Annotated in this window: 18 protein-coding genes; 3 read left to right on the top strand and 15 right to left on the bottom strand. The window is 59.3% G+C overall.

The features are described from left to right. Positions 1-48 precede the first annotated feature (48 nt). Positions 49-1,392 carry a hypothetical protein gene (locus NA78x_RS08040; RefSeq protein ID WP_425617918.1) on the bottom strand — a complete coding sequence of 448 codons (1,344 nt, stop codon included), beginning with the start codon at positions 1,390-1,392 and terminating at the stop codon, positions 49-51. A 735-nt stretch (positions 1,393-2,127) separates the two neighbouring features. Further along, positions 2,128-3,123 (bottom strand): hypothetical protein, encoded by a 996-nt coding sequence (locus NA78x_RS08035; protein WP_425617917.1) that lies wholly within the window; start codon positions 3,121-3,123, stop codon positions 2,128-2,130. Between the two features lie 191 nt (positions 3,124-3,314). Here NA78x_RS08035 and NA78x_RS08030 point away from each other — a divergent pair, with 191 nt between their 5' ends. Further along, positions 3,315-4,256 (top strand): hypothetical protein, encoded by a 942-nt coding sequence (locus NA78x_RS08030; protein ID WP_425617916.1) that lies wholly within the window; start codon positions 3,315-3,317, stop codon positions 4,254-4,256. Positions 4,257-4,271: 15 nt separating this feature from the next. Here the strand turns inward: NA78x_RS08030 and NA78x_RS08025 are convergent, their stop codons facing one another. The 11 genes from NA78x_RS08025 to NA78x_RS07975 all read right to left on the bottom strand — a co-directional run bounded on the left by NA78x_RS08025 (position 4,272) and on the right by NA78x_RS07975 (position 21,044). After that, entirely contained in the window at positions 4,272-4,790 is a 519-nt protein-coding gene (locus NA78x_RS08025) for a hypothetical protein (RefSeq protein WP_425617915.1), read from the bottom strand. A 43-nt stretch (positions 4,791-4,833) separates the two neighbouring features. Next, positions 4,834-6,114, bottom strand: a complete 1,281-nt coding sequence (gene tyrS, locus NA78x_RS08020) for a tyrosine--tRNA ligase (protein ID WP_425617914.1) — start codon at positions 6,112-6,114, stop codon at positions 4,834-4,836. A 130-nt stretch (positions 6,115-6,244) separates the two neighbouring features. Then, positions 6,245-7,402: a type II secretion system F family protein gene (locus NA78x_RS08015; protein ID WP_425617913.1), complete on the bottom strand. Its 1,158-nt coding sequence runs from the start codon at positions 7,400-7,402 to the stop codon at positions 6,245-6,247. Between the two features lie 43 nt (positions 7,403-7,445). After that, on the bottom strand, positions 7,446-10,913 hold the full coding sequence (locus NA78x_RS08010) for a PVC-type heme-binding CxxCH protein (protein ID WP_425617912.1): 3,468 nt from the start codon (positions 10,911-10,913) through the stop codon (positions 7,446-7,448). A gap of 63 nt (positions 10,914-10,976) precedes the next feature. Next, on the bottom strand, positions 10,977-12,674 hold the full coding sequence (locus NA78x_RS08005; protein ID WP_425617911.1) for a GDSL-type esterase/lipase family protein: 1,698 nt from the start codon (positions 12,672-12,674) through the stop codon (positions 10,977-10,979). Positions 12,675-12,733: 59 nt separating this feature from the next. Continuing rightward, the gene (locus tag NA78x_RS08000; protein ID WP_425617910.1) at positions 12,734-14,500 is read right to left on the bottom strand and encodes an arylsulfatase; all 1,767 of its coding nucleotides are present in this window, start codon (positions 14,498-14,500) and stop codon (positions 12,734-12,736) included. Between the two features lie 162 nt (positions 14,501-14,662). After that, complete coding sequence (locus NA78x_RS07995; protein ID WP_425617909.1) at positions 14,663-16,270, bottom strand: hypothetical protein; 1,608 nt, start codon at positions 16,268-16,270, stop codon at positions 14,663-14,665. 11 nt (positions 16,271-16,281) lie between these two features. After that, positions 16,282-17,160, bottom strand: coding sequence for an ATP-binding cassette domain-containing protein (locus tag NA78x_RS07990; RefSeq protein ID WP_425617908.1), 879 nt, complete (start codon positions 17,158-17,160; stop codon positions 16,282-16,284). Then, positions 17,157-17,561, bottom strand: a complete 405-nt coding sequence (locus tag NA78x_RS07985; RefSeq protein ID WP_425617907.1) for a GntR family transcriptional regulator — start codon at positions 17,559-17,561, stop codon at positions 17,157-17,159. The genes NA78x_RS07990 and NA78x_RS07985 overlap by 4 nt, the downstream gene beginning before the upstream one ends. Positions 17,562-18,067: 506 nt before the next feature. After that, the gene (locus NA78x_RS07980) at positions 18,068-19,519 is read right to left on the bottom strand and encodes a DUF1501 domain-containing protein (protein ID WP_425617906.1); all 1,452 of its coding nucleotides are present in this window, start codon (positions 19,517-19,519) and stop codon (positions 18,068-18,070) included. A gap of 121 nt (positions 19,520-19,640) precedes the next feature. After that, on the bottom strand, positions 19,641-21,044 hold the full coding sequence (locus NA78x_RS07975; RefSeq protein ID WP_425617905.1) for a hypothetical protein: 1,404 nt from the start codon (positions 21,042-21,044) through the stop codon (positions 19,641-19,643). A 126-nt stretch (positions 21,045-21,170) separates the two neighbouring features. Between NA78x_RS07975 and NA78x_RS07970 the strand changes: the two genes are divergently transcribed. Together NA78x_RS07970 and NA78x_RS07965 are read left to right on the top strand one after the other, a co-directional pair. Then, entirely contained in the window at positions 21,171-21,800 is a 630-nt protein-coding gene (locus NA78x_RS07970) for an RNA polymerase sigma factor (protein ID WP_425617904.1), read from the top strand. A gap of 52 nt (positions 21,801-21,852) precedes the next feature. Next, on the top strand, positions 21,853-23,280 hold the full coding sequence (locus tag NA78x_RS07965; RefSeq protein ID WP_425617903.1) for a zf-HC2 domain-containing protein: 1,428 nt from the start codon (positions 21,853-21,855) through the stop codon (positions 23,278-23,280). Between the two features lie 8 nt (positions 23,281-23,288). Here the strand turns inward: NA78x_RS07965 and NA78x_RS07960 are convergent, their stop codons facing one another. Both NA78x_RS07960 and NA78x_RS07955 read right to left on the bottom strand, forming a co-directional pair. Continuing rightward, positions 23,289-23,561, bottom strand: coding sequence for a hypothetical protein (locus tag NA78x_RS07960; protein WP_425617902.1), 273 nt, complete (start codon positions 23,559-23,561; stop codon positions 23,289-23,291). An 18-nt stretch (positions 23,562-23,579) separates the two neighbouring features. Then, a complete protein-coding gene (locus tag NA78x_RS07955) occupies positions 23,580-24,209 on the bottom strand; it encodes a hypothetical protein (protein WP_425617901.1) in 630 nt (209 codons plus the stop codon). Positions 24,210-24,277: the final 68 nt, after the last annotated feature.

Genomic DNA, 24,277 nt, shown 5'->3' with positions numbered 1-24,277 from the left:
TCGCTGGGCGGGGCTTGTCTTTAGCAAGTCGATTCGTGCGTCACACGCTTACCACAGGTATTCGAGGCTGGCGTTGAAACCGTGATAGAACACGTTGCCGTTCCGTTGGGCGGTCGGCACGCGAGTTTGCGAACCATTGGCCAGGAAGATGTCTGGCGGAACGGGGTTGAAGTTGTCGCTGGCGAGAGCGACACCTTCCACATACAGGGCCTGATAACCAACCTTCAGGTTCCAGTTGTAGTTGATGCGGTAGGTGGCATAAGCGGCCAGGTCGCCGATGAAAGCAACGTCGCCCACGTTCAGTTCTTCTTCGAAGGCTGCGACTGGGTTGCCATTGAGGTTGAGGCGAGTGTCGATGTTCTGGTGATTGCCAAACACACCGAACTTACCTTCACCACCGAGCTTCAAGCCTGGAATCAAGCAGATCCAAACATCGCCACCCACCTGCAAACCGGTCAGCGAGTTGTTGGTGTTGACGTTCGTGCGAGACGAGTTCGCCACCGCAAGGGTGCGATAGTCAAAGTCTTCGTCCAGCTTGAAGTAACGCAGACCGTACAGCCACGACCCTTGGTAACGGCAGTGAGGCGACTGCCAGCGTTGGCGGAAGTTGACTTCAAAGTTGTCGAAGGTCGACGTGTAGTCGAGGCGTTGGACGTTGCTAAGGTCGGTCTCCAGGAAACCGTTGGCACCTGGATCTTGGCCAAACTGGCTGTAGACCGAGCGGAGCGTACCAGGTCCCGTCGCTCGAGCACTGGCATCCCAGCCAAACAGGCCGTAATAGGTGAATTCCAGGTTGCTACCGGCCCCGCACTGCATCATGGCCGAGAACTTAAAGCTGGTCGAGTCATCGAAGTCGAGATCGTCTGTTTGCAAGACCACAGGGCCCGCCACGCCTAAGCTCGTAAAAGGTCGGTTGACGCCGGCCCCTTCGCGTTTGAGGTTGATGATGCCGACATCGAAGTCGAACCAACGCGGGGCAGCACAGCCGCCGTCGCCATAGGGCGCGAGAATGCCGAGCACATCGCCCAGCAAACCGTTGTGACCGTGGCCACCGCCACCATAGCCACCGCCATCGGGCGGGCAGCCCATCATGTCGCCACTCGGTCCCATTCCCATCCCGCCGGGGCCCATGCCACCCGGACCCATTCCACCGGGACCCATCATGCCGCCGGGAGGTCCTCCCGGGCCCATGATCCCTTGGCCACCCATGGAGTCGGGGTCGTACATGCCGGGAGGCGCGCCACCCATCATGCCCGGTCCACCGGGGCCCATCATCATCCCGGGCGGAGGGCCCCCAGGACCCATCGGTCCTTGGGCCTGCGCGCCTTGGTTACCCAAAATCACGGTGGCAATCGAAAGGAGGGGCAACATCCACGCCCAGCGACAGTTCATCGGCGAGTCTCCGCGGCTCATAGGATCTTCCTAGCGCCAGACCACAGGCCCAGCTGCAACAGCCAGGCGCGTGTCGTCGAGTTTTTTTGACTTGCTTGCAGCCTTCAGACTGCACGGACCCAGTGGCAACAGCTGCCACGTGCCGCGCATTCTCGGCTCGAAATGTCCTATCGGCCCGTCAGAACGCGCAAAATCAGAACTTCCGCTACAACCGCCAGTTTTTCTCGAAGTCGCAACCTCTCCACAAACTCCCCATTCCACCACCTCCTTCCCCGCTTGCCCAACCTAACAACCTCTACTCACCACGCCCCCGCTGGAGTTCCGGCGCTACCGCCTCTGCGCACGACACTCACGACGCCCCCGCCCCTGCGGCGGGGGTTCATTGGCTTTTGCACTAGCTGATGCTTGAGCCGGCCTACTTCCCCGTTGGAGTTCCGGCTTTAGCCGGTCCTGCTCCCTGCCTTGTGCCCCACCTAAATGCTTGAGCCGCACCCCTGACGGCCTACTTCCCCGTTGGAGTTCCGGAGTTACTGCCTCTGCGCACGACACTCACCACGCCCCCGCCCCTGCGGCGGGGGTTCATTGGCTTTTGCACTAGCCGATGCTTGAGCCGGCCTCCTTCCTCGTTGAAGTTCCGGCTTTAGCCGGTCCTGCTCCTTGCCTCTTCCCCTACCTGCTGCTTGCGCAGCTCCCTGCCCGAACAGCGCGAAGTTCCGCTCGTTACCGCCCTTCTTTCTACTTCGCCTTCCTCATCTTCTTCTCCAACATCGCCTGTCTCGCCTTCCTTTCCTTCCGATTCAACGGCCGTCGCACCCCGGGGCCCTCCGTCTTTAGCGATCCATCGACTCCTGACCCCTGCTGGCTGCATTCCTCGCTCGCCCCCGCACGTTCTTCCCGGTGCTCCACCGACACCACCACCTCACCCGTCAACTCGCCGTGAACAGTCCGCCGCGCGGCCTCTTCTTCATAAAGCTTCATCACGGGCCGCGTTGCCGAATCGAAGGCTGCCATTGCACTTAGGGGATCGCGAAACTTCTCGTTTCGCAGCTCGGCAGCCTCTTTCGCGAACAGCGCTGAACAGTCCCTATTCAGGGGGCTACTCTGCCGCTCAGCCCGCTCGGGGTCGGGAGTCTTTGGCGAGCGACGACCCTCCATTTTCGAGGATCGTTTTTCGCCATAGACTCCCGACCCCTGACTCGTTGCCCGCTCCTTCGCCGGACCATTTGCATTTTCGTCTTCCTCCCCTTCCTCTCCCTCCTCATCCAAACCTTCCGCTGCCAGCGCCGCGGCCGCCAGCGAACTGAGCAGCGAAGGCTGCGGCAGCATCGCCGCGTGTTCGGCCAGTCGGCACGCAACCATCAGGTAGCGCGGGTCGCCATAGCCCGTCCGAATCGTTGTCACCGAATTCGCCCCCGCGAAGGTGGCCGACTTGCGAACGGTCTTCATCGGACCCTGCGACATGCGCCACGCGTTTTCCGCCTGGGAGCACAAGAAATTCAGCCTTTCCGCCGCCATCTGCTCGGCGACGTACAACTGCTGCTCGCGGCGCACGACGTCCTTCACGCCCGGCGACATTTCCACCAGATACGCCGCGACGCGTTCAATGATCTGACAGATTCGCGTTTGCGAAATCTTCAGCTTACGCGCAGCGACGCGCGTGCTGAACTGCGACACCTTCACCAGTCGATACGCCTCAAAATCACGCCAACACGGCGGCAACGACACCTGCATGGCCGGTCCCCTTCGCGAAAATACGCTGTGCAATCTCACAACACACCTTCGCCAACCTATCAACCACTCGTGACTAGTTAGGTCACGCCCCGCTAGCATTTTGTCGGGGACTTGCTCGCCGCTGGCCCGCACGTGAAACTGGCTGCGAACGGCTGCCGCCGGTTGAATCGCAAGCTCGTGGGACTCTTTCGATGCACATTTCTCGTTGGTTTCTTCACCGCAGCCTCCTCTTCGTGGCGATCGTTGGCCTACTTCCAGCGACGCTGATTGCAGCGGAGCCGGCCACCACCGGCGAGCGCATCGCCGAGCAGCCACTGAAGGACCTCGGGGCACAGGTTTCGAAAGAGGGAGACAAAATCACCCAGCTGAGTTTTAAGGATTGCTCGAAAATGGGCGTTGCCGAGTTCGAGCTGATCTCCAACCAGGCAGATATGAAAAAACTGACCCTCTACGGCAGTTGCAAGGGCCTGAACAACGACACGCTGCCGCTACTGACAAAGCTCACCAAACTGGAAGAGCTTAGCACCGATGGGATGCAGCCCACCGACGACGGGCTGAAGGCGATTAGCGAAATGAAGAGTCTGAAGTCGCTCAGTTTTTTTCATCCCTCGTGGGGCAGCAAGGAATTTATCGGCACCGGCGTCGCACATTTCGCCGAGTTGCCCAAGCTCGAACGCCTGACGATCGCCGGCTCGCCGTTCAACGATCAAGGGATGGCCGCCGTCGGCAAACTGACCCGACTAAAGTCGTTCCGCACCTGGCACACGTTTCAAACCGAAGCGGGCAACGAGCAGCTGCTGAAACTGACCAATCTCAAAGACCTGCGGCTCGGACAACGGCTGCGCAAGTACGACGGCAAACCCAATCCGCCCAGCTTGACCGACGAAACACTCGGTGTGCTCGCCAGGCTGACAACGCTCGAAAATCTCTGGCTCGACGAAGCGAAACTCTCGCGCGCGGCACTTGCCCAACTGAAAGCGCTGCCCCACTTGAAGCTGCTCACGCTCGAACGCGTCGATATCTCGGACGCCGATATTGAGGGGCTGCGCCAAGACCTGCCCAACGTCAAAATCGACGTGAAGCCCCTGACCGACGAGCAGCGCACGGCGCTCGAAAAGATGCTCAAGCCGTAGTGCTTTCGCTATTATTCAATCCCAGCCCGGCAGCACAAAATATTCGGCAACGGCCCGAGCAGTCTCGCGGGCATTAACGAAAGGCAGCGTTTGCCCGGGCTCGATTAGGCGATCGCGAAAAATACGGTTGACCTTCTCACGCTCGTTCACCGTGTCAGCGAGGCTGACCAAATCGGAACGGGTCCGTTCATCGAAGAAGCAATTCGCTTCCCAGGCCTCTGCGCGCCCTTCTACGATTTGCCAGGTGCGCTCGGCAGTGCGTCCGTACACCAGCTTGCGCAGGCATCCTCCCGCGATCCAGTGAGCATATTCAAAGGTATCAACGGCGCTTTGAAAGACGAGCCACAGCACCTCGGTTTGCAACTGTTTCGAGTGCTGCTCTAGCCTGTCGATAGGATAGTTGCCGTCGTTGATATTCAATTCGGTGGCAAAGAAGAACGAGCCCGGCTCGGTAAACGCGCTCGGGAATCGCGTTTTGATTTCGCGTTCAATCGCTGGTCGCGCGCGAACATAGATGGCAATCAGCGTGCCCATGATTCGTTTCCAGATTGCCGCTAAAGCCTGGCCACAGAGAATGCTACACAAACCGCAGCAACGCGTAGTTCTTTTTGCCGCTGCGCAGGACCATTACGGTTTCGCTGGCCAGTTGTGTGGTGGTGAGGCGCGTGTTGACACCGCTTTGTTGGCGATTGTTGACGTAGGCGCCACCTTGATCGACGACGCGGCGGGCATCGCCCTTCGATTTGCACAGCCCCGATTCGACGAGTGCGTCGATCAGCGGCAAGCCTTCGCCGCCAAGCATCGACGGGGCAAGCTGCTTATTCGGCACATCGGCAAAGATCTCCGTCAGTTCACCATCGGAGAGGTTCTCAATCTCCGCTCCAAAAAAGATCTCCGTCGCCTTGCGTGCCTTGTCGAGACCGGCCTCGCCATGCACGAGTTTCGTTAACTCTTCCGCCAACCGCTTTTGGCTGTCGCGCTTGTGCGGCTCGCTGGCCCGCTGAGCATCGAGGGCTTCGATCTCTTCGTGAGCCAGTTCGGTAAGAAAACGAAGGGCCATGCCGGCATCGGCGTCGGCGAGGTTGATCCAGTACTGGTAGAACGCGTACGGGCTCGTCTTCGCAGCCGAAAGGTACACGGCTCCCTTTTCGGTCTTGCCCATCTTGGTGCCGTCGCTCTTCAGCAGCAGCGGGCAGGTCATGCCGTACAGTTGCGAGCCATCCATGCGGCGGGCGAGGTCGATGCCCGCGGTGATGTTGCCCCACTGATCGCTGCCGCCGATCTGCAACTCGCAGCCATGCTTCCGCTTGAGCACGACAAAGTCGTAGGCCTGCAGCAGCATGTAGCTGAACTCGGTGTAGCTGATGCCGCTATCGCGCTCGAGCCGTCCCTTCACGGAATCCTTGCCGAGCATGACGTTCACCGGAAAGTGCTTCCCCACGTCGCGCAGAAATTCGAGGTACGAAATGCCTCCCATCCAGTCGAAATTGTTGACCAGCATGGCCCCGCCCGTCGACTTGCCATCGCCGAAGTCGATAAAGCGTTCCAGCTGGGAACGAATGCCCGCGACGTTCGCACGCAGCGTATCAGCATCGAGCAGTTTTCGCTCGTCGGTCTTGCCGGTCGGATCGCCCACCATACCGGTCGCACCCCCGACGAGAGCAATCGGCCGGTGCCCCGCTTTTTGAAACCGTCGCAGCAACATCACCGGCAGCAAGCTGCCCACGTGCAGACTGTCGCTCGTAGGATCGAAACCGCAATAGACGGTTCGCGATCCCGAATTCAGCCAATTCGGAAGATGTTCGTCGGCCGTGGTTTGATTTACGAGACCACGCCAGGTGAGGTCGGCGAATAACATGGGAGTGCGGAGTTCGGAATGCGGATTGGGGAGTGATCGAACTGGCTATTGTGGCCGGTCGGAAAGAATCGTAGTAGGGGCCGGGCAGCGGCTATTTGAACCAGACACATCTGCAGCCGAAGAGTTCACTTCAGATCGGTTCGTTGATGACCGAATACAACGTGCCGAGGTAGAACATGGCGAGGCGCGCGATGGCCAGAATCATGATGAAGGCCACAAAGACGAAGGTGAGGGCGGTGGCCGCCATCGTCAGCATTCTCATCGCCCCGTGGGCCTTGTCCTCGTACTGTTTGGTCAGTCGCAAGAGCGATTCGTTCGTGGTGCCGGCGATCTCGGCCGTTTCGAGCGCGAACAAAAAGTCATTCGGAAAGGCATGGGTCTGCGAGAAGGCTTCGTAGAAGGTCTCGCCCCGACCAACAGCGGCCGCGACCGTTGCCGAGTGCTGTTCGTAGTGCGTGTTCTGGGTGGCAGCGATGGCCAGTTCCACGACTCGTCGCGCGTCCATGCCGCTTTCAAGCCCGAGGGCAAACGACCAGGTGAGCCGAGAGAGCGCGAAGGCTTCGAGGCACGGACCGATGACCGGTAATCGCATGGCGATCTGCACCGGTGCGGGACCGAACCAGCCTCGCATCAATCCGTTGATGGCCAGCACGATGCCGCCGACGACGGTGGCGATGGAGGCCAAAAAGATCAGCGCGCCCGAAGTGCCAACGAGTCCGAGCCCGAGGATATCGAGGGTGACTCCTTCGGCCAACGTGTTGACGAAGCCGTTGATCCAAATGACAAGAGCCACGACAAACACGGCTGCCACAAGCTGCAGCATCGGCCAGGCGATGCCGAAGTAAAACGTGCGCCGCATCGCCGCTTGCTGCTCGTAGTAATGCGCCAGCTTGAGCAGCACTTCGTCGAGCCGGCCGGTCTTCTCGCCAATCTCGGCCATCTGGCAGACGAGGGGCGGAAGGTAGCCATTCGTTTCGCGGAAGGCGTCGGCCATGGTTCCGCCGGCGGAAATGTGGCGGAAAATCTGCTCCATGTGGCGACGGTGCGACTCTTTGCCGCGCGTCGCTTCCTGCTGCCAGAGGCGACGGACATCGACGCCCGCCTTAAGTGAATTCCCTACGCGCTGACACAGGCCGATCAGCTCGCTGGAAGAAATGGCCCAGCCCGATGTCGACGGGCGGTTGGTCGGATCGAACGACGATTCGCTGCCGCGCGCGACTCGCGCATCACGTTCACCCAGCTGGGCAGCAGCGGGAATGATGGGTCGTGATTGCTCGAATTGCGACATGCTGCTTCTCCGATCCGTGGCCGCTGCTCTCTGGTCTCGGCTCTTACTTCCCTCCGACCAATTGTACCTTAGCAGCAGAACCCGCTACGTCCAGAATTTGCAACTTGAGCGAGTTCGTGCGCACCCTGCGATCGACGGCGAGCGTCACGCTGTGAGTGCCGGTCGGCAGGTCGAACGTGACCTGTTCCCCCTGGATCGCTTGCGGCTTGCCATCGATCCACAGTTGCACGCCAGCGGGATCATCAATGCCCAGCGACACCTTGCCGGGCGTGCTCACTTCCAGCTGAGCCCGCAGGAAGGTAGTCGGCGGCAGTTGCTTGTGAGGCGTGAACGTCGGCAAGCCCTCCAGGGGCAACTCGCCCGCGACACGACTGTAGGCACTTTGCCAGTTGAAGATCGCATCGTCCGAGGCAGCGGCATCGAAGCTGGTGCGATTCAATCGCCCGTTGGCTTCGTCCGAATATTGCAACACTTGCCAGCGACGAACGGGCCGTTGTTGCCCCATCGTGTATTTGCCGCCCACCTTACCCAGTTCGGTAAGGAACCGCAGCAAGTCGGCCAGTTCCGTCTTGGTGAGGGCATCGACAGCCCCATCGGGCATCAGCGAGCGGCTGTCCTTGATTCCTTCAATATCGCTCTTGGCCAGCGTGATGAGTTTGTCTTCGGCGGTGCGCAGAATCAGTTGCTCGGGCGCGTCGCGCACGACGAGGCCAGTGTAAACCTGCCCACTCGCTTCCAGCACCAGCTTCGCGTGATAGCCTTCCTTTACCTTGCTGGCCGGCGTGATGACGGACTCCAACAAGTAGTCGGGCTGGGCACTCGCGCCGATGCTGACGAGATCGGGACCAACCACACCACCCGCGCCGCCGATGGCGTGGCACTTTAGACAGGCGAGTTGCGTGGAGCGATAGATGGCTTCACCCTTCTCGGGGTTCCCTTGTTCGCGCGCCAGTGTGACCATCTCGGTACTGAATTCGGGAGTCAGCTTCCAACCGGCCGATTCGAGGCCACCAGCCTTCTGAGCACTGGCGATGAGCTCCTCCGAGGGTTGTGGCGCACTACGGGCCGCGCGAATGACCAGCTTGGCAACATCGGTCGAGAGTTTGCTGCCCGCCAGTGCCGCGGTGAGCGCGGCGGTTCCTTCTTTGCGGGCCAGTAAAGGCTGGATCATTGCTGCTGGATCGACCCCTTGGGGAGCTTCGGCGAGCAAGTCGACCGTGCCCTTCGCCGTGGCTTTCACATCGAGCGTGGCTAAGGTGGCGAGCGCTTGCTGCCGATCGGCCAGCGGGCGGCCTTTCGCGGCTAGTTGGGCGAGAAGCTGCTGAGCATTCGGTCCACCAGTGAGCCCGACCGCTTCAATGGCTGCCTGACGAACGGCGGCTGGTTGATCGTCTTTGCTGGCAAGTGCGGCTAACTCAGTAGCTGCAGTGGGCAACTTCCATTGACCTGCGGCGCGAATGGCCGCAGAGCGTACCTGCTCATTGGTCGCATGGAACAGTTTGCTCACTTGCGATAGATCACCAGTCGGCTGAACCTTGCGCAAGCGGCTGGTTTCTCGCAGTGCATCGAGCAGAGCGGCCTGCTTGGGTGCCGCCAGACTCGAATCTTTTGCCAGCACCATTTCGAAGACGGCGCCCAGTTCTTTCGGACCACCCAGGCTGGCAACAATCGCCAGCACCCCTTCGACGCGGTCGGCGGGAATCTTGTCCTGCTGAATCAGCTTGAGGAGCGGCGCAACCACTTCGGGCGAATCGACCGCCTTCAAGGCGAACGTGAGTTGATTCACATCGCTGACATTGAACTTGCCTTCCTGCAGTGCCGGGAGCCAATGCTCGCTCAGATCGCGCATCGTGGTCCACAGTGCGAAATCGAGAAAGCGATCCATCGGGCGATTGAGAACCACGAGAGCCGCTTCGGCAGCTTTCGATTCAGGAACTTCGGCGAGCGCGCGAACGGCTTCCAGTCGCACGCGCGGATGCTCGTCGTTGGCGGCGCGCGAGGCATATTGCAACAAATCGGCAACGGGAATCTTCTGACGCCAATGCACCGCAGTTCGCACAGCAGCCGCACGCACGCGAGGATCGTTCGAATTCAACAACTGAGCGAGCAGTTTTGGTTCCGCCTGATCGATCGCTTCGTACAGCCACAATGCTTCCAGCCGAAGTTGATCGCCGCTCGCTTCGTTGGCGGGAATGTTCGAGACCAAAGTCTCGAGCGCCTGCTTCACACTCGATTGGTCCTTGTTCTCTGTTTGCCAGTGAATGTTCTTCAACATGTTTTTGGCATGCTGGCGAACCCATTCTTCGGGCGACTTAAGCGACTCCAGCAAAGTTGCGGGCGAAGCTGCTGCCGAGATCTGCGTCTTGAGCAGTGGACGGTTTTTGGCCGTCACGCGCCAGATACGGCCGTGGGTGTGATCGCGGCGCTCGTCACGAAAATCGACTTCGCCGTGCTGAATGATTGGGTTGTACCAGTCGGCAATGTAAATGGCTCCATCGGGGCCCATCTTTACGTCGATCGGACGAAACGCGACATGCGGCGTCTTGATCAGTTCGGTCTCTTGCTTCGAGGCATACCCGCTGCCGTCTTCGGTGACCGTAAAACGGCAAACGCGATGCGCGCGAAAGTCGTTGGTTATCATGGTGCCGTCCCATTCCGGCGGCAGATGACGTCCGCCGATGATCTCCAGCCCGCAATGCTTGGGACTGCCAGGATTGAGCCCCGTCATCAGTCGCTTGGCGTTGGGAGCCGAGACGAACACGGAACCCGGGAACACGTAGTTGATGCCATCGCCATAAGCACCATCGGTGGCAAACGACTGGCCAAAGCGATCGTGATGATGGCCCCAGGTATTCACGAAGCCATACGCGAGCACTTCTAGCTCCAGTGTCTCGGGACGAAACCGCCAGATGCCGCCGCCGTTCAAGCGCTTCACGCCGTAGGGCGTTTCGATGTGCGAGTGAATGTAGATGGACTGGTTCATGTACAGGCAACCATCGGGGCCCCAGCGGAGCGTGTGCAGCAGATGATGCGTGTCTTCGGTGCCAAAGCCCGACAGGACCACTTTCCCTTCATTTTGCTTGCCACCGGGGAAGTGCAATAGCTCGGTGCTGTTGGCGACATAGCAGCCGCCCTTGTCGTCCGGGATAACACCCGTGGGAATCAGCAGGCCGTCGGCAAAGACTTGCGTCTTGTCGGCCGTGCCATCGCCGTTCGTGTCTTCGATGACGAGAATCTTGTCGGTCGCTGCCTGCCCCGGTTTGATCTGCGGATAGACTTCGCTCGACGCGATCCAGAGACGTCCTTGAGCGTCGAAGTTCATCTGAATTGGCTTCGCCAGCAGCGGATCGGCCGCGTACAAGTTCACTTCGAACCCATCGGGAACGACGAAGGTTTGGCGCTCTTCTTCCGGATTGGGCGCGGGGATGTTCTTCAGGTCGCGCTGCGCGAAGGCGATGTTGCTGGTCGCCAGGAGGCCAATTGCGAAGGCCAACGAGAGAGTGCGTGTCATGGATATTGTCTAAGAAAATGGTAGTTAGCTGGAATCAATACTGGGGAAGAAAGGGATTCGTCGTTAGGGCGCGGTCTTCAATTCCAGGCGATGCGCGACCGGCTTGCGCAGTTCGGCGATCTCTTTTTCCTTCTCGGCAATCAGCGGATCGAATTGCGGAATCTCGACCGCGTTGTTCCCCTGCTCATGCTTACGGAACAGGAACAAGTAAGTTTCGTTTTGGGGACGATAGCGATTGAAAAAGAGTGTGTTCTTCTCCTTGATCGCTTGTTGCAGTTTTGCGCTCCGCTCAAAGGCAAAGGTCGCGCGAAAGGGTTGCTCCCAAGCGCTGGGCGAGCTCTGAGGTTCGCCATCGACAAACAGGTGATAGTCTTTGCCGGGCAATCCTTTGAATTGCAGCCAGCGGCTGCTGAGCATGGCGGTGGGGGCCAGATCGACGCCGCGCCAAATCGCCGAATAAGAAACGCCCTTGTCACCAACCTTAACATCCGAGACCTGCACGCCGACGGCATCGAGCGAATTCTGCTTTACGTCGAGCGAGACACTCCAGTCGGCGCTAGGGACCCCAAGTTGCGGCAGCAGTGCTTGGGCAAGCAGGAACTCGCCAGCGGCCGAGAGATGAATGCCATTGTCGCTGATGAGCTTGGCATCGCTCACGCTCTTCGCAGGAATCAAGTCATAGAGATCAACAAAGGCATGCTCGCGGGCCTTGGCCGCGGCGGCCAGCACATCGCGATAGAGAGCCAGGCTCTGGTTGTAAGCTGTTTGATCAGGGTACGGATAACCGAGCGATTCGTGCTTGCGCGGACTGAGGACTAGCAATCGCGCGCCGGTTGCTTCCAGCGTATCGAGCAGTTTGTTCAGGCCATCGCGAAACTCCTCGACTCCCTCGGGCCCCGCGTAAGCTTCGTTTTCGCCGTAGCAAACCACAATCACGCTGGGCTGGCACAGGTTCACGTCACTCAGCAGTCGCTTAAAACCTTCCGCACGGCCTCCAAACACGCCGCGGGCATCGCCCCAAACGGTATCGCCGCTCCAGCCCAGGTTGCGGAACGTGATATTCCGATCGGGCAACCCGGCAGAGATCATCGCTTCCAGATAATTGTGCTGCTGCATCCGTTCGATGAACGCGCTGCCGAGAAAGACCACCCGGTCGCCATCGCGAAAATCAAAGAAGCCTTTTTCGATCACGCGTGGCTTGCTCGACACGACTGCTGCTTGCGGAGCCTTCACTTCGCCTGCGGCCCCCCAGGGAGCAATTTTGCCATAGGCTCCTAATACGAACGCGTTTGTCCAACTGCGATCGTCAAACTCCAGGCGAGCCCAATTCCCCAGTGGCCTGTTCGTGAACTTCCAGTCGGCGTCGCTGACAATTTCTATTGTCGGCTTCTTGTCCTTTTGCTGAATCGCGGCACTCACCACGAGTCCCGCTGGATCGGCGCCGTCGTTGGTGGCCATCACGGCCAGCACGTTGCGTCCCGGCACCAGCAGCGCGCCGATGTCGTACCGCGTACGCGTTTGCCAAACCTCGCCCGAGCCGACGTTGCGGCCGTTCAAGAACAGTTCGTAACGATTGTCGGCAGTGATCTCGACAGTTCCACCTTGTGGCGCCTCGACATCAAAGGCACGACGAAAATAGACGTTGCCGGCTGGGGCGCTGGTGGCGGCATCTTTCGTCGACCAGATCCAATTTGGATCAGCGGCCTGGGTGAGCGAAGTAAACGAGGCCGCAGTGAGGATGGCAAATAGATATCGGTTCATGGAGATCGAGAGAGTGAGTGGCTATTCCAGACAGTTCGTTGAAGGGCGAACCACTCATTCTATTCCAAACGACGGACGGTCGTGTAATAGGCACCGCGGCTTTGGCCATCGGTTTGCGTCAGCCAGGTTTGCAACATGACGTGCTCGGTCGGCTTCAGGTCGAGCTCAATCGTCGCACTCTTACTGCCGGCGGGAACCTTCGCGGTACCTTCTACGTCGCCGATCTTCACCTTGGCTTCACCGGCGGGAATCTCGTAGTCGGTACCTTCCGGCCGCAGGCGCAGCGTGAACCGATACCTCCCCGCGCGAGCGACGCGCACCGCCCATAAGCCGTTGACGGGCGGATTGCCGGCGACGCCGCCCTGACCACTTTGATTCCAGGGAGTTGCCGGGCTGCCCGGGTGCCAATCGTGGCAGCATAGCTCTTGCGAAGGTGCTTGTTCGGCACCGAGCGGAATATCGCTGAACTCGCCAAAGCGGGGCGAGACGTGCTTCCACCAGCGCTCGTATTCGCCGCGCAGCTTTTCAACGAGCGGACCATTCTCAGCGGCGATGTCTTGCCTCTGGGCCGGATCGGCGACGATATCGTACAGTTCCTTGCCATCGACCAGGCGATGCTGCTGGGTCATCACCGCGCACTTGCGCCACATCTCGGGCAACTCGACTCGCTGCGAATGCACAACGATCGCGCGCGGTTCGCGCGATTTCGAATCTTCCGACGAAAGCAAACTTACCAGTGAGCGGCCATCAAGCGACTGGATTTCAGGGCCCTTAACGGGCAGGCCACACAATTCGGCCAGCGTGGGGAGCAGGTCGAAGTGGGACGCCAGTTCGCTCACCTGCTGGCCGGGAGTGATGTCCTTTCGGAACGGCGCGCGAATGAAACACGGAACTCGATGCCCGCCGTCGTACTGCGAACCCTTCTGCGCTCGCATACCGGCGGCGAAACCTTTCCATGTGCCTTCTTCTTGGGCTCCCTTCTTCTTCGCGTTCTTGCCGCCACCCATGCCACCGCCAACGCCGGCAGCCGTGCCGTTGTCGGTCATGAAAATGACAATCGTGTTCTCGCTCAATTTCCAGTCGTCGAGCTTGTTCAGCAACTGGCCAATGTTCTCGTCGATGTTCTCGATCATGCCGTAAAAGTTAGCCATGGGCTGCGGAACACCCCGCTCGACATACGGCCGCGCGTACTTCGGGTCGACGTTGTACGGACCGTGCGGCGCGTTGGTGGCGATGTAACAGAAGAACGGCTTCTCTCGATTCTTCTCGATGAAGTTCGTGGCATTACGAAACCACACATCGGTGCAATAGCCGGTCTGCTTTTCGGGAGTGCCGTTGCGCGAGAACGTGTCATCAAAGTAGTCGTTGCCCCAGGCATCGGGAGATTGGCCAACGCCGCCACCTCCGCTGGAGAGCGTCTCGTGAAAGCCTCGATCGTGCGAGCGATAGGGCCAGTTGTCACCCAGGTGCCATTTGCCGAAATGACCAGTGCGATAGCCCGCTTCGGCAAAGTACTGCGGCATGATCTTTTCGTCGGGCCGCAAGATCGAACGCCCCATGATCGTGTGCCAGACACCGACGCGGCAGCTATACTTGCCCGTCATCAGTGCCGAGCGCGTTTCGGCGCACGTAGGATCCACATGAAAGTTCGTCAGCCTGGCGCTTTGCTTCGCCAGTTGATCCAGGTGCGGGGTGCGAATCATGGTGTTCCCATGCACACCCAGATCGCCGTAGCCCTGATCGTCGGTAATGATCAACACCACATTGGGCGGAGCAGTCTTGGCTGTTTGTGCCCAAGCTGAACTGGCCAGGGGACCTACGACCATCGCCAACAGCATTGCGCAGAAAGTGGATAACGCCGGGAAAGACGGTTGGTAGTAACTCAAGAGCGCACCTTGGTAGCGGAGAGAGGAAATGACCAGGCCCGCTGAGAGTATCTGCTGCGCGAAATGAGCGGTCAACTGACGATGAGCCGAAAGGCTCTGGCTCTAGCGATGCCGATTCCAACGCACGGCCAAGGGCAACGCTGCGAATGGCAACATGCTGAGCGTGACCAGCCCCCAACATTGCACCAGCCAGGGAATGTGGCTGATGTCGCGTGGCCGATCGAGACTGACGAGTAGCAGCGACAAGACGAACCAAACTGCGACGGCAGCAATCGTCGTGTTGGTGGCCACCAGACCTTTGCGCAGCGCTGCGATATACGCCCAGGCTGTTCCCACCAGGGCCAGCAATCCGCTGAGCAAAAACCAGCCAGAGACCAAATCGCGGAATAGCTCGGGTGAGACGTAATCCTTCACCAGCACAAAGGCAATCAGCAGACTGAAGCCGCTGAAGAGGGCCAGCGACCAAAGCCATTGCCGCCCGGTTGCCGTCAGCGACATCATCAGGCCGGTGATTGTCCAGGAGATCAACGGCAGGCCCACGACAGGCACGAGCCAATGCGATAGATCTCTCGTTGCGGGAAAAAAGGTGCGCACTAGGTCATCGCGAGAACTGACTGCATACGCCCAGCCGGCACTTGCCGTCAGGCCCAGCAACCAGACTCCCCAGGTTTGCAGCAGAGTGAGTGCCGCGTTGCCCAACATGGCGGTGGCTAACAGACGATCGGTAACCGGGCGAGTCGCGATCCCATGATTCATCGTCGACCAAATCTTGCCGTGGCTGCAGTTCCCCAGCACGATGCCAAAAACTAGCGGGAGCACGCCGGTCAGAACGGTGAGGGGCAGGATGTACATCACTTCGAGCATCTTGGCTGTCTCGATCCAGCCACCGGCGCGGAGAATCAGCATGTAGAGGAGGAAGAGTGCGACGAGGCAGGGCGGCAGAATGCTGAAGGAGCGGCGTGACTCGAACCAGATTTGTGCACGTAGCGGGCTGCTAAACGATTGGGCGGTGTAAGAGGTTGCCCGGAACTTCTCCCACCAGGCATGCAGGGCGGCAAACTGCAACATGTCACCGCGCCGCACGCGATTGACTCCCAGAATGGCAACCACGTACGCAGCGGCGGTGATGCCACCCAGAGTCAACACTTCGAGCGCCGTGGGCGAGTACCACATGTGCCGATAGTCGCCCATCCATTTGCCCCCGTAGCAACGGGTGAACCAAAGCGTCAGCGGCAGACAGGTGGCCACGCAACCGGTCAATTGTGCCACGACCGATCCTTCGCACGACCAGACGGTAGCCAGTGCACAAGCGAGCGTCGCTGAGAGAAACAGCGCCGGGCCGAAAAGTGGCCAACCCGCGCCGCGCAAATTCAAGATGGCTGCGGAAACCACGTACATAGTAACGATGGTGATCATTCCCAGGGTCAATTGAATGGTAGCCAGCCTTGCCGCAGAGATTGGTCGTGCAAAGAAGCGCGAGATGTTGCCCTGTGACTGGAACACGACGACCGCAGCGCCAAAGCCCATCAAGAGCGTGAGTGTGACGTGCAACATCACTCCTTCGCGCGTCTCGGGGCCCAGTAACTGACCGAACCCAAGGTTGGCATAGATCCAGAGCGGAAACCCAATCATGGCCAGCAGCGTGACCACTATGATGTTGGTACCACGTCGGAAATAATCGAGCGTGAGCGCAGCTTCGATCGAGTGCATGACGGGCTCCTTTAGCGCACGTGCGACACAAAGATTTCTTCCAGCGACGGAGAAGACTCTTCCACGATGGTGCCACCATGATCGGCGACCGTCCGCCGCAACTCTTCACTGCCGCCATTGGCCAGAAAGCTCCACTCTTGCCCTTCACCAGTGCAAGCCAGCGCGCCCGGTAACTGCGGAGGCGAATATTGGGGCTGATTGAATCGCACCGTGAAGCGGCGGTGCGAACCTTTGATCTGTTCGAGCGAATTGCTCATTACAATCCGGCCGGCATGCACCAGCGCCACGTGGTCGGCCACCCGTTCGACTTCGTCGAGCAAGTGTGAAGAAAAGAGTACAGTCCGTCCTTCGTCGGCAACCGTGCGGACGATCTCGCCGAGAATATCTCGCCGCACGACCGGATCGAGCCCCGACGAAGGTTCATCGAGCACGAGCAGATCGGGCCGATGCGCGAGTGCCGTGACGAGCCCCGCGCGAGCCCGCTGGCCGCGCGACAACGTACCGACACGCTGCCGCAGGTCGAGTTCGAAGCGACGACAGAGTTCATCAGCCACGCGCACGTCCCAAGTGGGATAAAAGGCCCGCATGTAATTCAGTAACTCATCGACGCGCATCCAGTCGGGCAGGTCGAGATCTTCCGAAAGGCAGCCAATCCGACCGAGCACACCGACGGGGTCTTCGACCGGATCGCGATCGAACACGCGGACGCTCCCAACTTGCGCACGGAGCAGACCAAGCACGTGCTTGATGAGCGTGGTTTTGCCGGCTCCGTTTTCGCCGACAAGACCAAACACGCAACCGCGCGGCACGCACAACGAAACATCGTGCAGAGCCGCCTTCTTGCCGAACTGCCGCGTCAAACCGCGGATTTCAATCACCGTTTCGCTCACGACGATTCTCCTGTTGTTGAGGTAGCGGGCAACCGACGACTGCGTTTGTGGATCAGTTCGATGAGCGTCTCCAAATCGACGTTCATCTGTCGCGCTTCGGCCAGCAAGACATCGATTCGCTCGGCAAGAATCTTGGTCTGCTCTCCGCGCGCCAGCGGAGAACCACCCTCGGAAACATAAACGCCCGCACCCCGCCGCGTGACGATCACACCGGCTGCTTCCAGCTCGCGATAAGCGCGGGCGACGGTGTTGGGATTCACCACTAATTGCTCGGCCAATTTGCGGACCGAAGGAAGCGCTTCGCCCGGGGCGAGACGCTGGGCAGCAACCAGATATTTCACCTGGTTCACGATCTGCAGATAGATCGGGATGCCATCGTGAAGGGAAATTCGAATTTGCATGGCGGTGCTCGCGGACAATGACTACTGTATTAGTACTGTAGTACAGTCACCGGCGGGCTGTCAATGCGATTGGTGAATAAATCGTGGAGTAGTGCCGACGCTTGGGAGAGAAGGGGATAGGCCCGAAGCCTACCCCTTTGCAGAAATCAACTCGGAATTATGTCGCCAGGAAATTATTGACAAAAGATCACGACATTACGATAATGTCGGTGTGTTCTTCGATAATTTGGTGGAAGCTCGCCGCGGCCCGAGAAGGTGCTTCGCGCGCTGTGCTGGTGTGGGTGCCACGCTTACACCTGAGGGCCAGAGGCAAGGGACCAGAGGCAAAAAAGCAGGGTGTCCAAAAATGGGCCCGGTTGTTGGACAAAGAGAGCGTAGCAAGAAAATGCTCAATCGAACCCAAGTGCTCTGCTGGCCGTCACTTCCGATGCAATTCAGAAGACGATGCCTGTCCAACAACCCTCGCAATAAATGGACAATCAGGACAGCAGTGGCCTGTTGATGTCTTACGCCAAGATAGCGTTCACCACTTTGCCGGCGACGTCGGTGAGGCGGAAGTCGCGGCCTTGGGTGAAGTAGGTCAGCCGCTCGTGGTCGATGCCCAGCAAATGGAGCAGCGTGGCGTGCAGGTCGTGGACGTTCACGACGTTTTCGACGGCGTGATAGCCAAAGTCGTCGGTGTTGCCGTAAGTGATGCCCGGCTTGATTCCGCCGCCGGCTAGCCAGAGCGAAAAGGCTTTCATGTGATGATCGCGTCCGAGCTGGGCGCCTTTGCCATCTTGGGCCATCGGGGTGCGGCCGAATTCGCCACCCCAGATTACGAGAGTGTCTTTCAACAGGCCTCTTTGCTTCAAATCTTGCACCAGCGCGGCAGAGGCCTGGTCGCAGTGACCCGCGCAGATGTTCATGAACTTGTGCAAATCGTTGTGATGATCCCAGTCGCGATGATAAAGCTGAATGAACCGCACGCCCCGCTCGGCCATCCGCCGCGCGAGCAGGCAGTTGCTCGCAAACGAACCATCGCCGGGCTGGCAACCATACATTTCGAGCGTGCTGGCCGGCTCATCGCGAATATCCATCAGTTGCGGCACACTGAGTTGCATCCGGGCGGCCATTTCGTACTGGCTGACACGCGTAGCGATTTCGGCATCATCGCTGGTCGCCTGCTGTTGCCGCTGCAATTCCCGCACGGCATCGATCACATCTTGTTGCTGCGCGGCCGACACGCCAGCGGGGCGATTCAAGTAATGAACCGGAGCGCCCTTGCTGTTGAACATCACCCCTTGATGTTTGCTCGGTAAGAAGCCGCTGTGCCACATCCGGCTGCTGATGGGCTGCGGATTGCGGCCTCCTTCGCTCGTGAGCACGACAAAGCCGGGCAGATTCTCCGACTCGCTGCCGAGACCATACAGCAGCCACGAACCGAGCGACGGCCGCCCGCTGATCGTCGTGCCCGTGTTCATGAACGTGTGAGCCGGATCGTGATTGATGGCTTCGGTGACCATCGACCTCACAATGCAGATGTCGTCGGCGATCTTGCCAATGTGCGGCAAGACACTGCTGATCTGTTGACCGGACTGACCATGCTTGTGAAACTCGAAGACCGGACCCAGCACCTTGAGCGCGCTGCGACCTTGCAGCTGCGCGATGGGCTGGCCGCTGGTGATCGATTCCGGCATCGCTTCGCCACTGCGACGCGTGAGTTCCGGCTTGTGATCGAAGGTCTCCAGGTGCGACGGACCACCTGACATGTAAAGGAAGATCACCCGCTTGATCTTCGGCGGATGATGGAGCGGATTGATCAGCCCGCGGCTAGCCGCTTGTTCAGCCGCAGTGCTTGGCCGCGGCAGATAGGTCGCCAAGGCTGCAGCGCCCAAGCCGAGCCCTGTTTGCGACAAAAAGCTTCGCCGGCCAATGCGATTCAGCTCGTGCGGACAGTTAGCAGGGAATGGATTCATGCGAGCAATGACCTGCTGGAGAGAGCGGCACAGCCTTCTACACCAGCAGATCAATTTAGCCGCTGCAATTGACAATACCAATCGTCTCAGACTGGAATCCATCTGGCTGCATCGCGCGAAGCTACTTCTTCGCAGCTTCTTCGGCTTGAATGGCGGCAATCAACTCCCGCTTGAGCGATTCGGCTTCGCGGACAATATCCAAGTCGCCGGCGGTGTGCTGAATCCGCACGAGAGCCGGTTCTGCGAGCCGTCCCAGTTGGCGAACCGCCTTCGGCAGTTCGTAGCGTTGGTCCGCTGGTCGCGTGCCCTCTTGCTGCTCTTTGTGGAACTTAAGACGAGCGTCGTAGCTCGCCTTCACCAACTGAGCCACCTGCTTCTCTTGTTCAGGAGTCATCAGGTCCATACGCCCGACGAGCACACGCACGGTTTCGGTCGGCTGCGGTTCGATCTCCAGCGGCAACAGTTCGTTCGTCAATCGTTCCGGCACAAAGTACAAGAGGCGAGTTCCTTCTTCGCCAAACCAAGACGAGCGCCAAGTGTTGACCATCGCTTCCGCTTCACGGCGATAGAGACCGGTGCCGACGAGTGCTTCGGTGAGACGGGCGAGCATTGCTTCTTTGTCGGAGAACTGCGCGGGCAACTTGAGCGACTTTGTTTGGCCGCCATCTACGCCATCGCTGATCGTAAAGCGAACTTGCTCGCCCACGACTTCCAGCAGCATCATCCAGGTGATGGGATCGCGACCATTGGTATTGATCGTCGCTTGCCCGTTGCCATCGGCGACGATCTTGATCGGCAACTTGAAACCGCCAAGGCCTCGATAGAAGAGAAATTTTTCGAAGTGGTCTTTGCTTCCCGATCCATAGAAATGGGTCGCACCTTGTTTTTCAACATACACCAGCGCCGAGTCGGTCTGACGGGCGTAAGCATAGTGATTGTTGTAGTCGGCGATCGGCGGCAAGGCCGCGGCAGTTCGCTGTTGAATGATGCTGGCCAGGCGAGCATCGGCCAGCTTGGGTCGCAGGTACTCCTCGGGAATGAGACGCACGGTTCCCCAGTCGAGTGCGGAGTTCACTTGCGGTTCACCACTGCCCTTGTAGGGCGGCGAGACGGTCGCTGGCGGATAGAACTCGGTGAGCAGACCTTGCGGGAAGCGAACGCGGACACGTACATCGCGGGGACGGTCGGTATAGAAGTACGTGATGGGCGTTTCCATCCGCACGAGTGCCCGGTAGCTCACCTTCGAAAGAAAGTTTGCTCCGCCAGCACGGTCTTGTACGAAGCCCGGTAAGTCATCATCGAACAAAGGACGAAACTCGAGCTTGCCGCCGTCGGAGCCCGAGTATGAGGTGAAGGTTCCCCATTCGTGCACGATGAGCGACTCCGGAGGGATCGCCGGGGGCGAGGCATCGCCGGCAGTGGCCTGTGAGATCAGGCCGGAAGAGTTACTCCCGCTGCGAGTCCAAGTCCAAGCCACCGCGCCAATAAGTAGCACGCACGCCATCAAGCCAAGCCAGCGTTTCATGATCGAGTCTCCGTGTTTTCGGGCAATTCTCCCCGCGCAGAGAAAGTAGACCGAGATCGGGAAGTTACTAGGCAGTTTTGTGAGCACAATTTTTGGTTAGTAACTTTGTGCTGCCGCTCGTCTAAGATGCGTGCACACGTTTCGCGCAACACGATTGCAGGCTTTCCGCGCATGACCGATGGCGAACTGGTCCGCCAGACGCTGGCCGGCCGCTTGGCAGCATATGCCGAGTTGGTGAGCCGATGGTCTGCCCGCGTCTTGGCTGTTTGCAGGGCCCATGTAGGGCCACCCGATATCGCCGAAGATCTCGCGCAGGAAGCGCTCGTGCGGGGCCTTCAATCCCTGGCGACGCTGCACGATCCCGAAAAATTTGGCCCTTGGGTGCGCGGCATCGCCTTGCGAGCTTGTCTCGACTGGCGAAAGGCGAAGCAAACTTCGCAGCGACCGTTTTCGTCGCTCGATACGGCCGCGACTCGTTTTGATCCAGCTAGTCGCGACGATTCGGTCGAAGCGCAGGCAGAACACAACGAAGATTGCGCAAGGCTGCGAGCGGCCGTCGATGAGTTGCCCGAAGCGTATCGCGAAACCGTTTGGCTGTACTACAGCGATCGCCTGACCTACGACGACCTGGCCGAACTGCTCGGCACGTCGCGGGCGACGATTAACCTGCGGCTGACGAAAGCAAGGGCGCTGCTGCGGGAACGATTGCAGCCAAGAGAACGCAAGAAGTCGGTGGAAGTGAGTGAGAAGCAATAACAGGCTGGAAGCCTAGCCCACGAGGAATGCAAGTGCGAGTCAGGTGTCGATTATGAACTGTGCCGAATTTCAACAGCAGCTGACCGCCTGGCTGCATGGCGAAACGGACGACGCCGAGAGCGGTGCTCTCGAAACGCATGCGGCGAACTGCGCCGATTGCCAGGCTTTGCTCACCGTCGACAAGCACGATGAAGATCGCCTGCGCAGTGCTCTGCGCGATGAAGCAGCGGCCCAACGAGTTGCTGAACGAGCCATCGCTCGGTTGGAAACGATGGCGCTGCCGGTAGTACCTGTTGCGAAGCAAGTAACTGCCGCTGCGCGCCGCTCGATCGACCTTCAAACTTGGCTCGTCCCGCTCCTCTCCACCTTGGCTGGCTTCTTACTGGCCTGGGGATTTTTGCCGCGAACCATCGTGCAACCAGTTTCGCCGCCCGTCGTGGTGCAGGTGACAGAACAACCGAAAGCCAAACCACCGGTCGCGCACCTGGTTGCGTCCACGGGGACAGTCGAGCATTTTGATCCCGTGAGCAAGGACTGGATACCAATCAGTTCGCAGAAACAGCTGTTCGCCTGCCCACCCGATAGCCGCCTGCGGACTTCACCCAACACGCAATGCGAACTCGAGACCGCTGACGGCAGCGTGATCCGTATGAACGACCAGACGGAAGTCACCATGCGGGGCTCAAGCTCGATCGAACTGCAACGCGGCCAACTCTGGTGCCGCTCGCCGGGCGATGTATCCCTCGAAGTGCGCGTGGCCTCACAAGGCGGAGTTAATTCGGCGACCGTGGGCAGCAAAAACCAGTCCACCCTGTGGTGCATCGGCCCCTCGTGCGTAATGACCGACATTCAAGACTCGGGGCAGGTGCAGGTCGTCAATGCCGAGGGAGACATTCAACTGCGAACCGCCAGCGGTCAGCAAAGCCTTGATCCCGGGCAGGTCGCGGAGATTTCCAATGGCGAAATCATCAAGCCCGGGCGGTATGTCGACCCGATTCTCTCGACGCGCTGGATGCAACCGCTGCTGATCACGCGGGGTTCCAACGATGCCGAGTTGAGTCAGCGCGTCGATAAACTACTGGCCGAAATCGGTCGGGCAAAAATCGCTACGCTCTACGAGCAAGAGATTCGCGCCCTTGGCGAACATGCGGTATTGCCACTCGTGCGGTTCATTCAATCGCCACTCGCTACCGAGCAACAGAACCGCCGACTCACAGCGATGCAACTTACGGCGGACCTGGCGCCCATTTGGCTTATCCCTGACCTAATCGATTTGCTTGCAGACCGCGATCCACACGTGCGCAGGCTGTCGGCCCTCACACTTCGGCGGTTAACGGGGCTGGAGATGGGATTGCCGGCGGTGGAGTGGGACAAGGAACCGGATGAAGCCCAAAAAGCCGCGCTCGCCGATTGGCGTGCCTGGTGGGCCGCTCACCGCGACCAATATCCGGCCCAGCGCGTGCGGATTACGAAAGAGTAACTTCTCTCTCAGCCGCCGAGTAAGAAAATCCAACGCAGGGCGATGATGAGACAAATCCCTACCGTGACATAGATCCACCAGGGTTTTCTTGCCGGCGGCGAATCTCCGCCCGAGAGGTACTGTTCGCAGTAGGGGCACCGCTGCGCATCCTCATGAACGTCGCGCCGGCAATACGGACACGGCACCGTTGGCTCATCATCGTCTTCGCGATCGTAGTCGTCGTCGAAGTCTTCATCGTTAGAGGCGTCGTCTTCCCAATCGTCGTGGCGTCTGCGTGTCATTGGTTGAATCGCCGTCCGTTAGTGATTGGGAAGCTTGACCTCTGCGTCGGGATAGTTACGAAACAAAGGTTCGTAGAGCGGTCTCTTCGACAATAAATCACGAACAACCTTTGGATCCTGGACCAATCGACTCGCGCAGTCAGCACAGAGCCGCAATGGCGCGTGAATCACCTTGCTCGTTCCTGGCTCTCCCTCCTTTTCCTCGGTTGAATTGACAACATAGCGGAGAGCAACAAGTGGAGCGACCAGTGCTACGAGACCACCAATGATCACGTTGGCAAAGAAATCAGCAGCTGCCTTTGGTGGCGGAGGTTCACAGTCGATACAGCTGTTCACCACATGCGTCGTTTCCGTATTGCACTCAAGACAACGCTTCTCCAGGGGCAACTTGCCGCGCAAGTCGAGTAGTCGCAGCTTCTCGATTTCGTTGTAAACAATCGGAACCGCTGGAGCCGGTCTGTAGGGGCGTTGCATCTCTCGCGCGAGGATCGGCGGCAGGCTTGTTTCGCCAGCGGCTTCAAGCTTGCGTAATTCGCCGATGCGTGGGACCAAATACCCTTCGCCGCACGCGCAACGACGCGTCAAGCCGGCGTCAATGGCCGACACTTCCAAAAGGCCGCCGCAGGGGCAATCGATCCTAAAATTCATGTCGCTTACTCATGGCTCGCTTTTTTTGTCTTCCCCTAGCTCCCAGTCCCCAGTTCCCAGCCCCTTCC

The sequence above is a fragment of the Anatilimnocola aquadivae genome (assembly GCF_049819085.1).
Lineage (GTDB): Bacteria > Planctomycetota > Planctomycetia > Pirellulales > Pirellulaceae > Anatilimnocola.
Note: the sequence above shows the minus strand (reverse complement) of the source record. Positions and strands in the feature narration are given on the sequence as shown.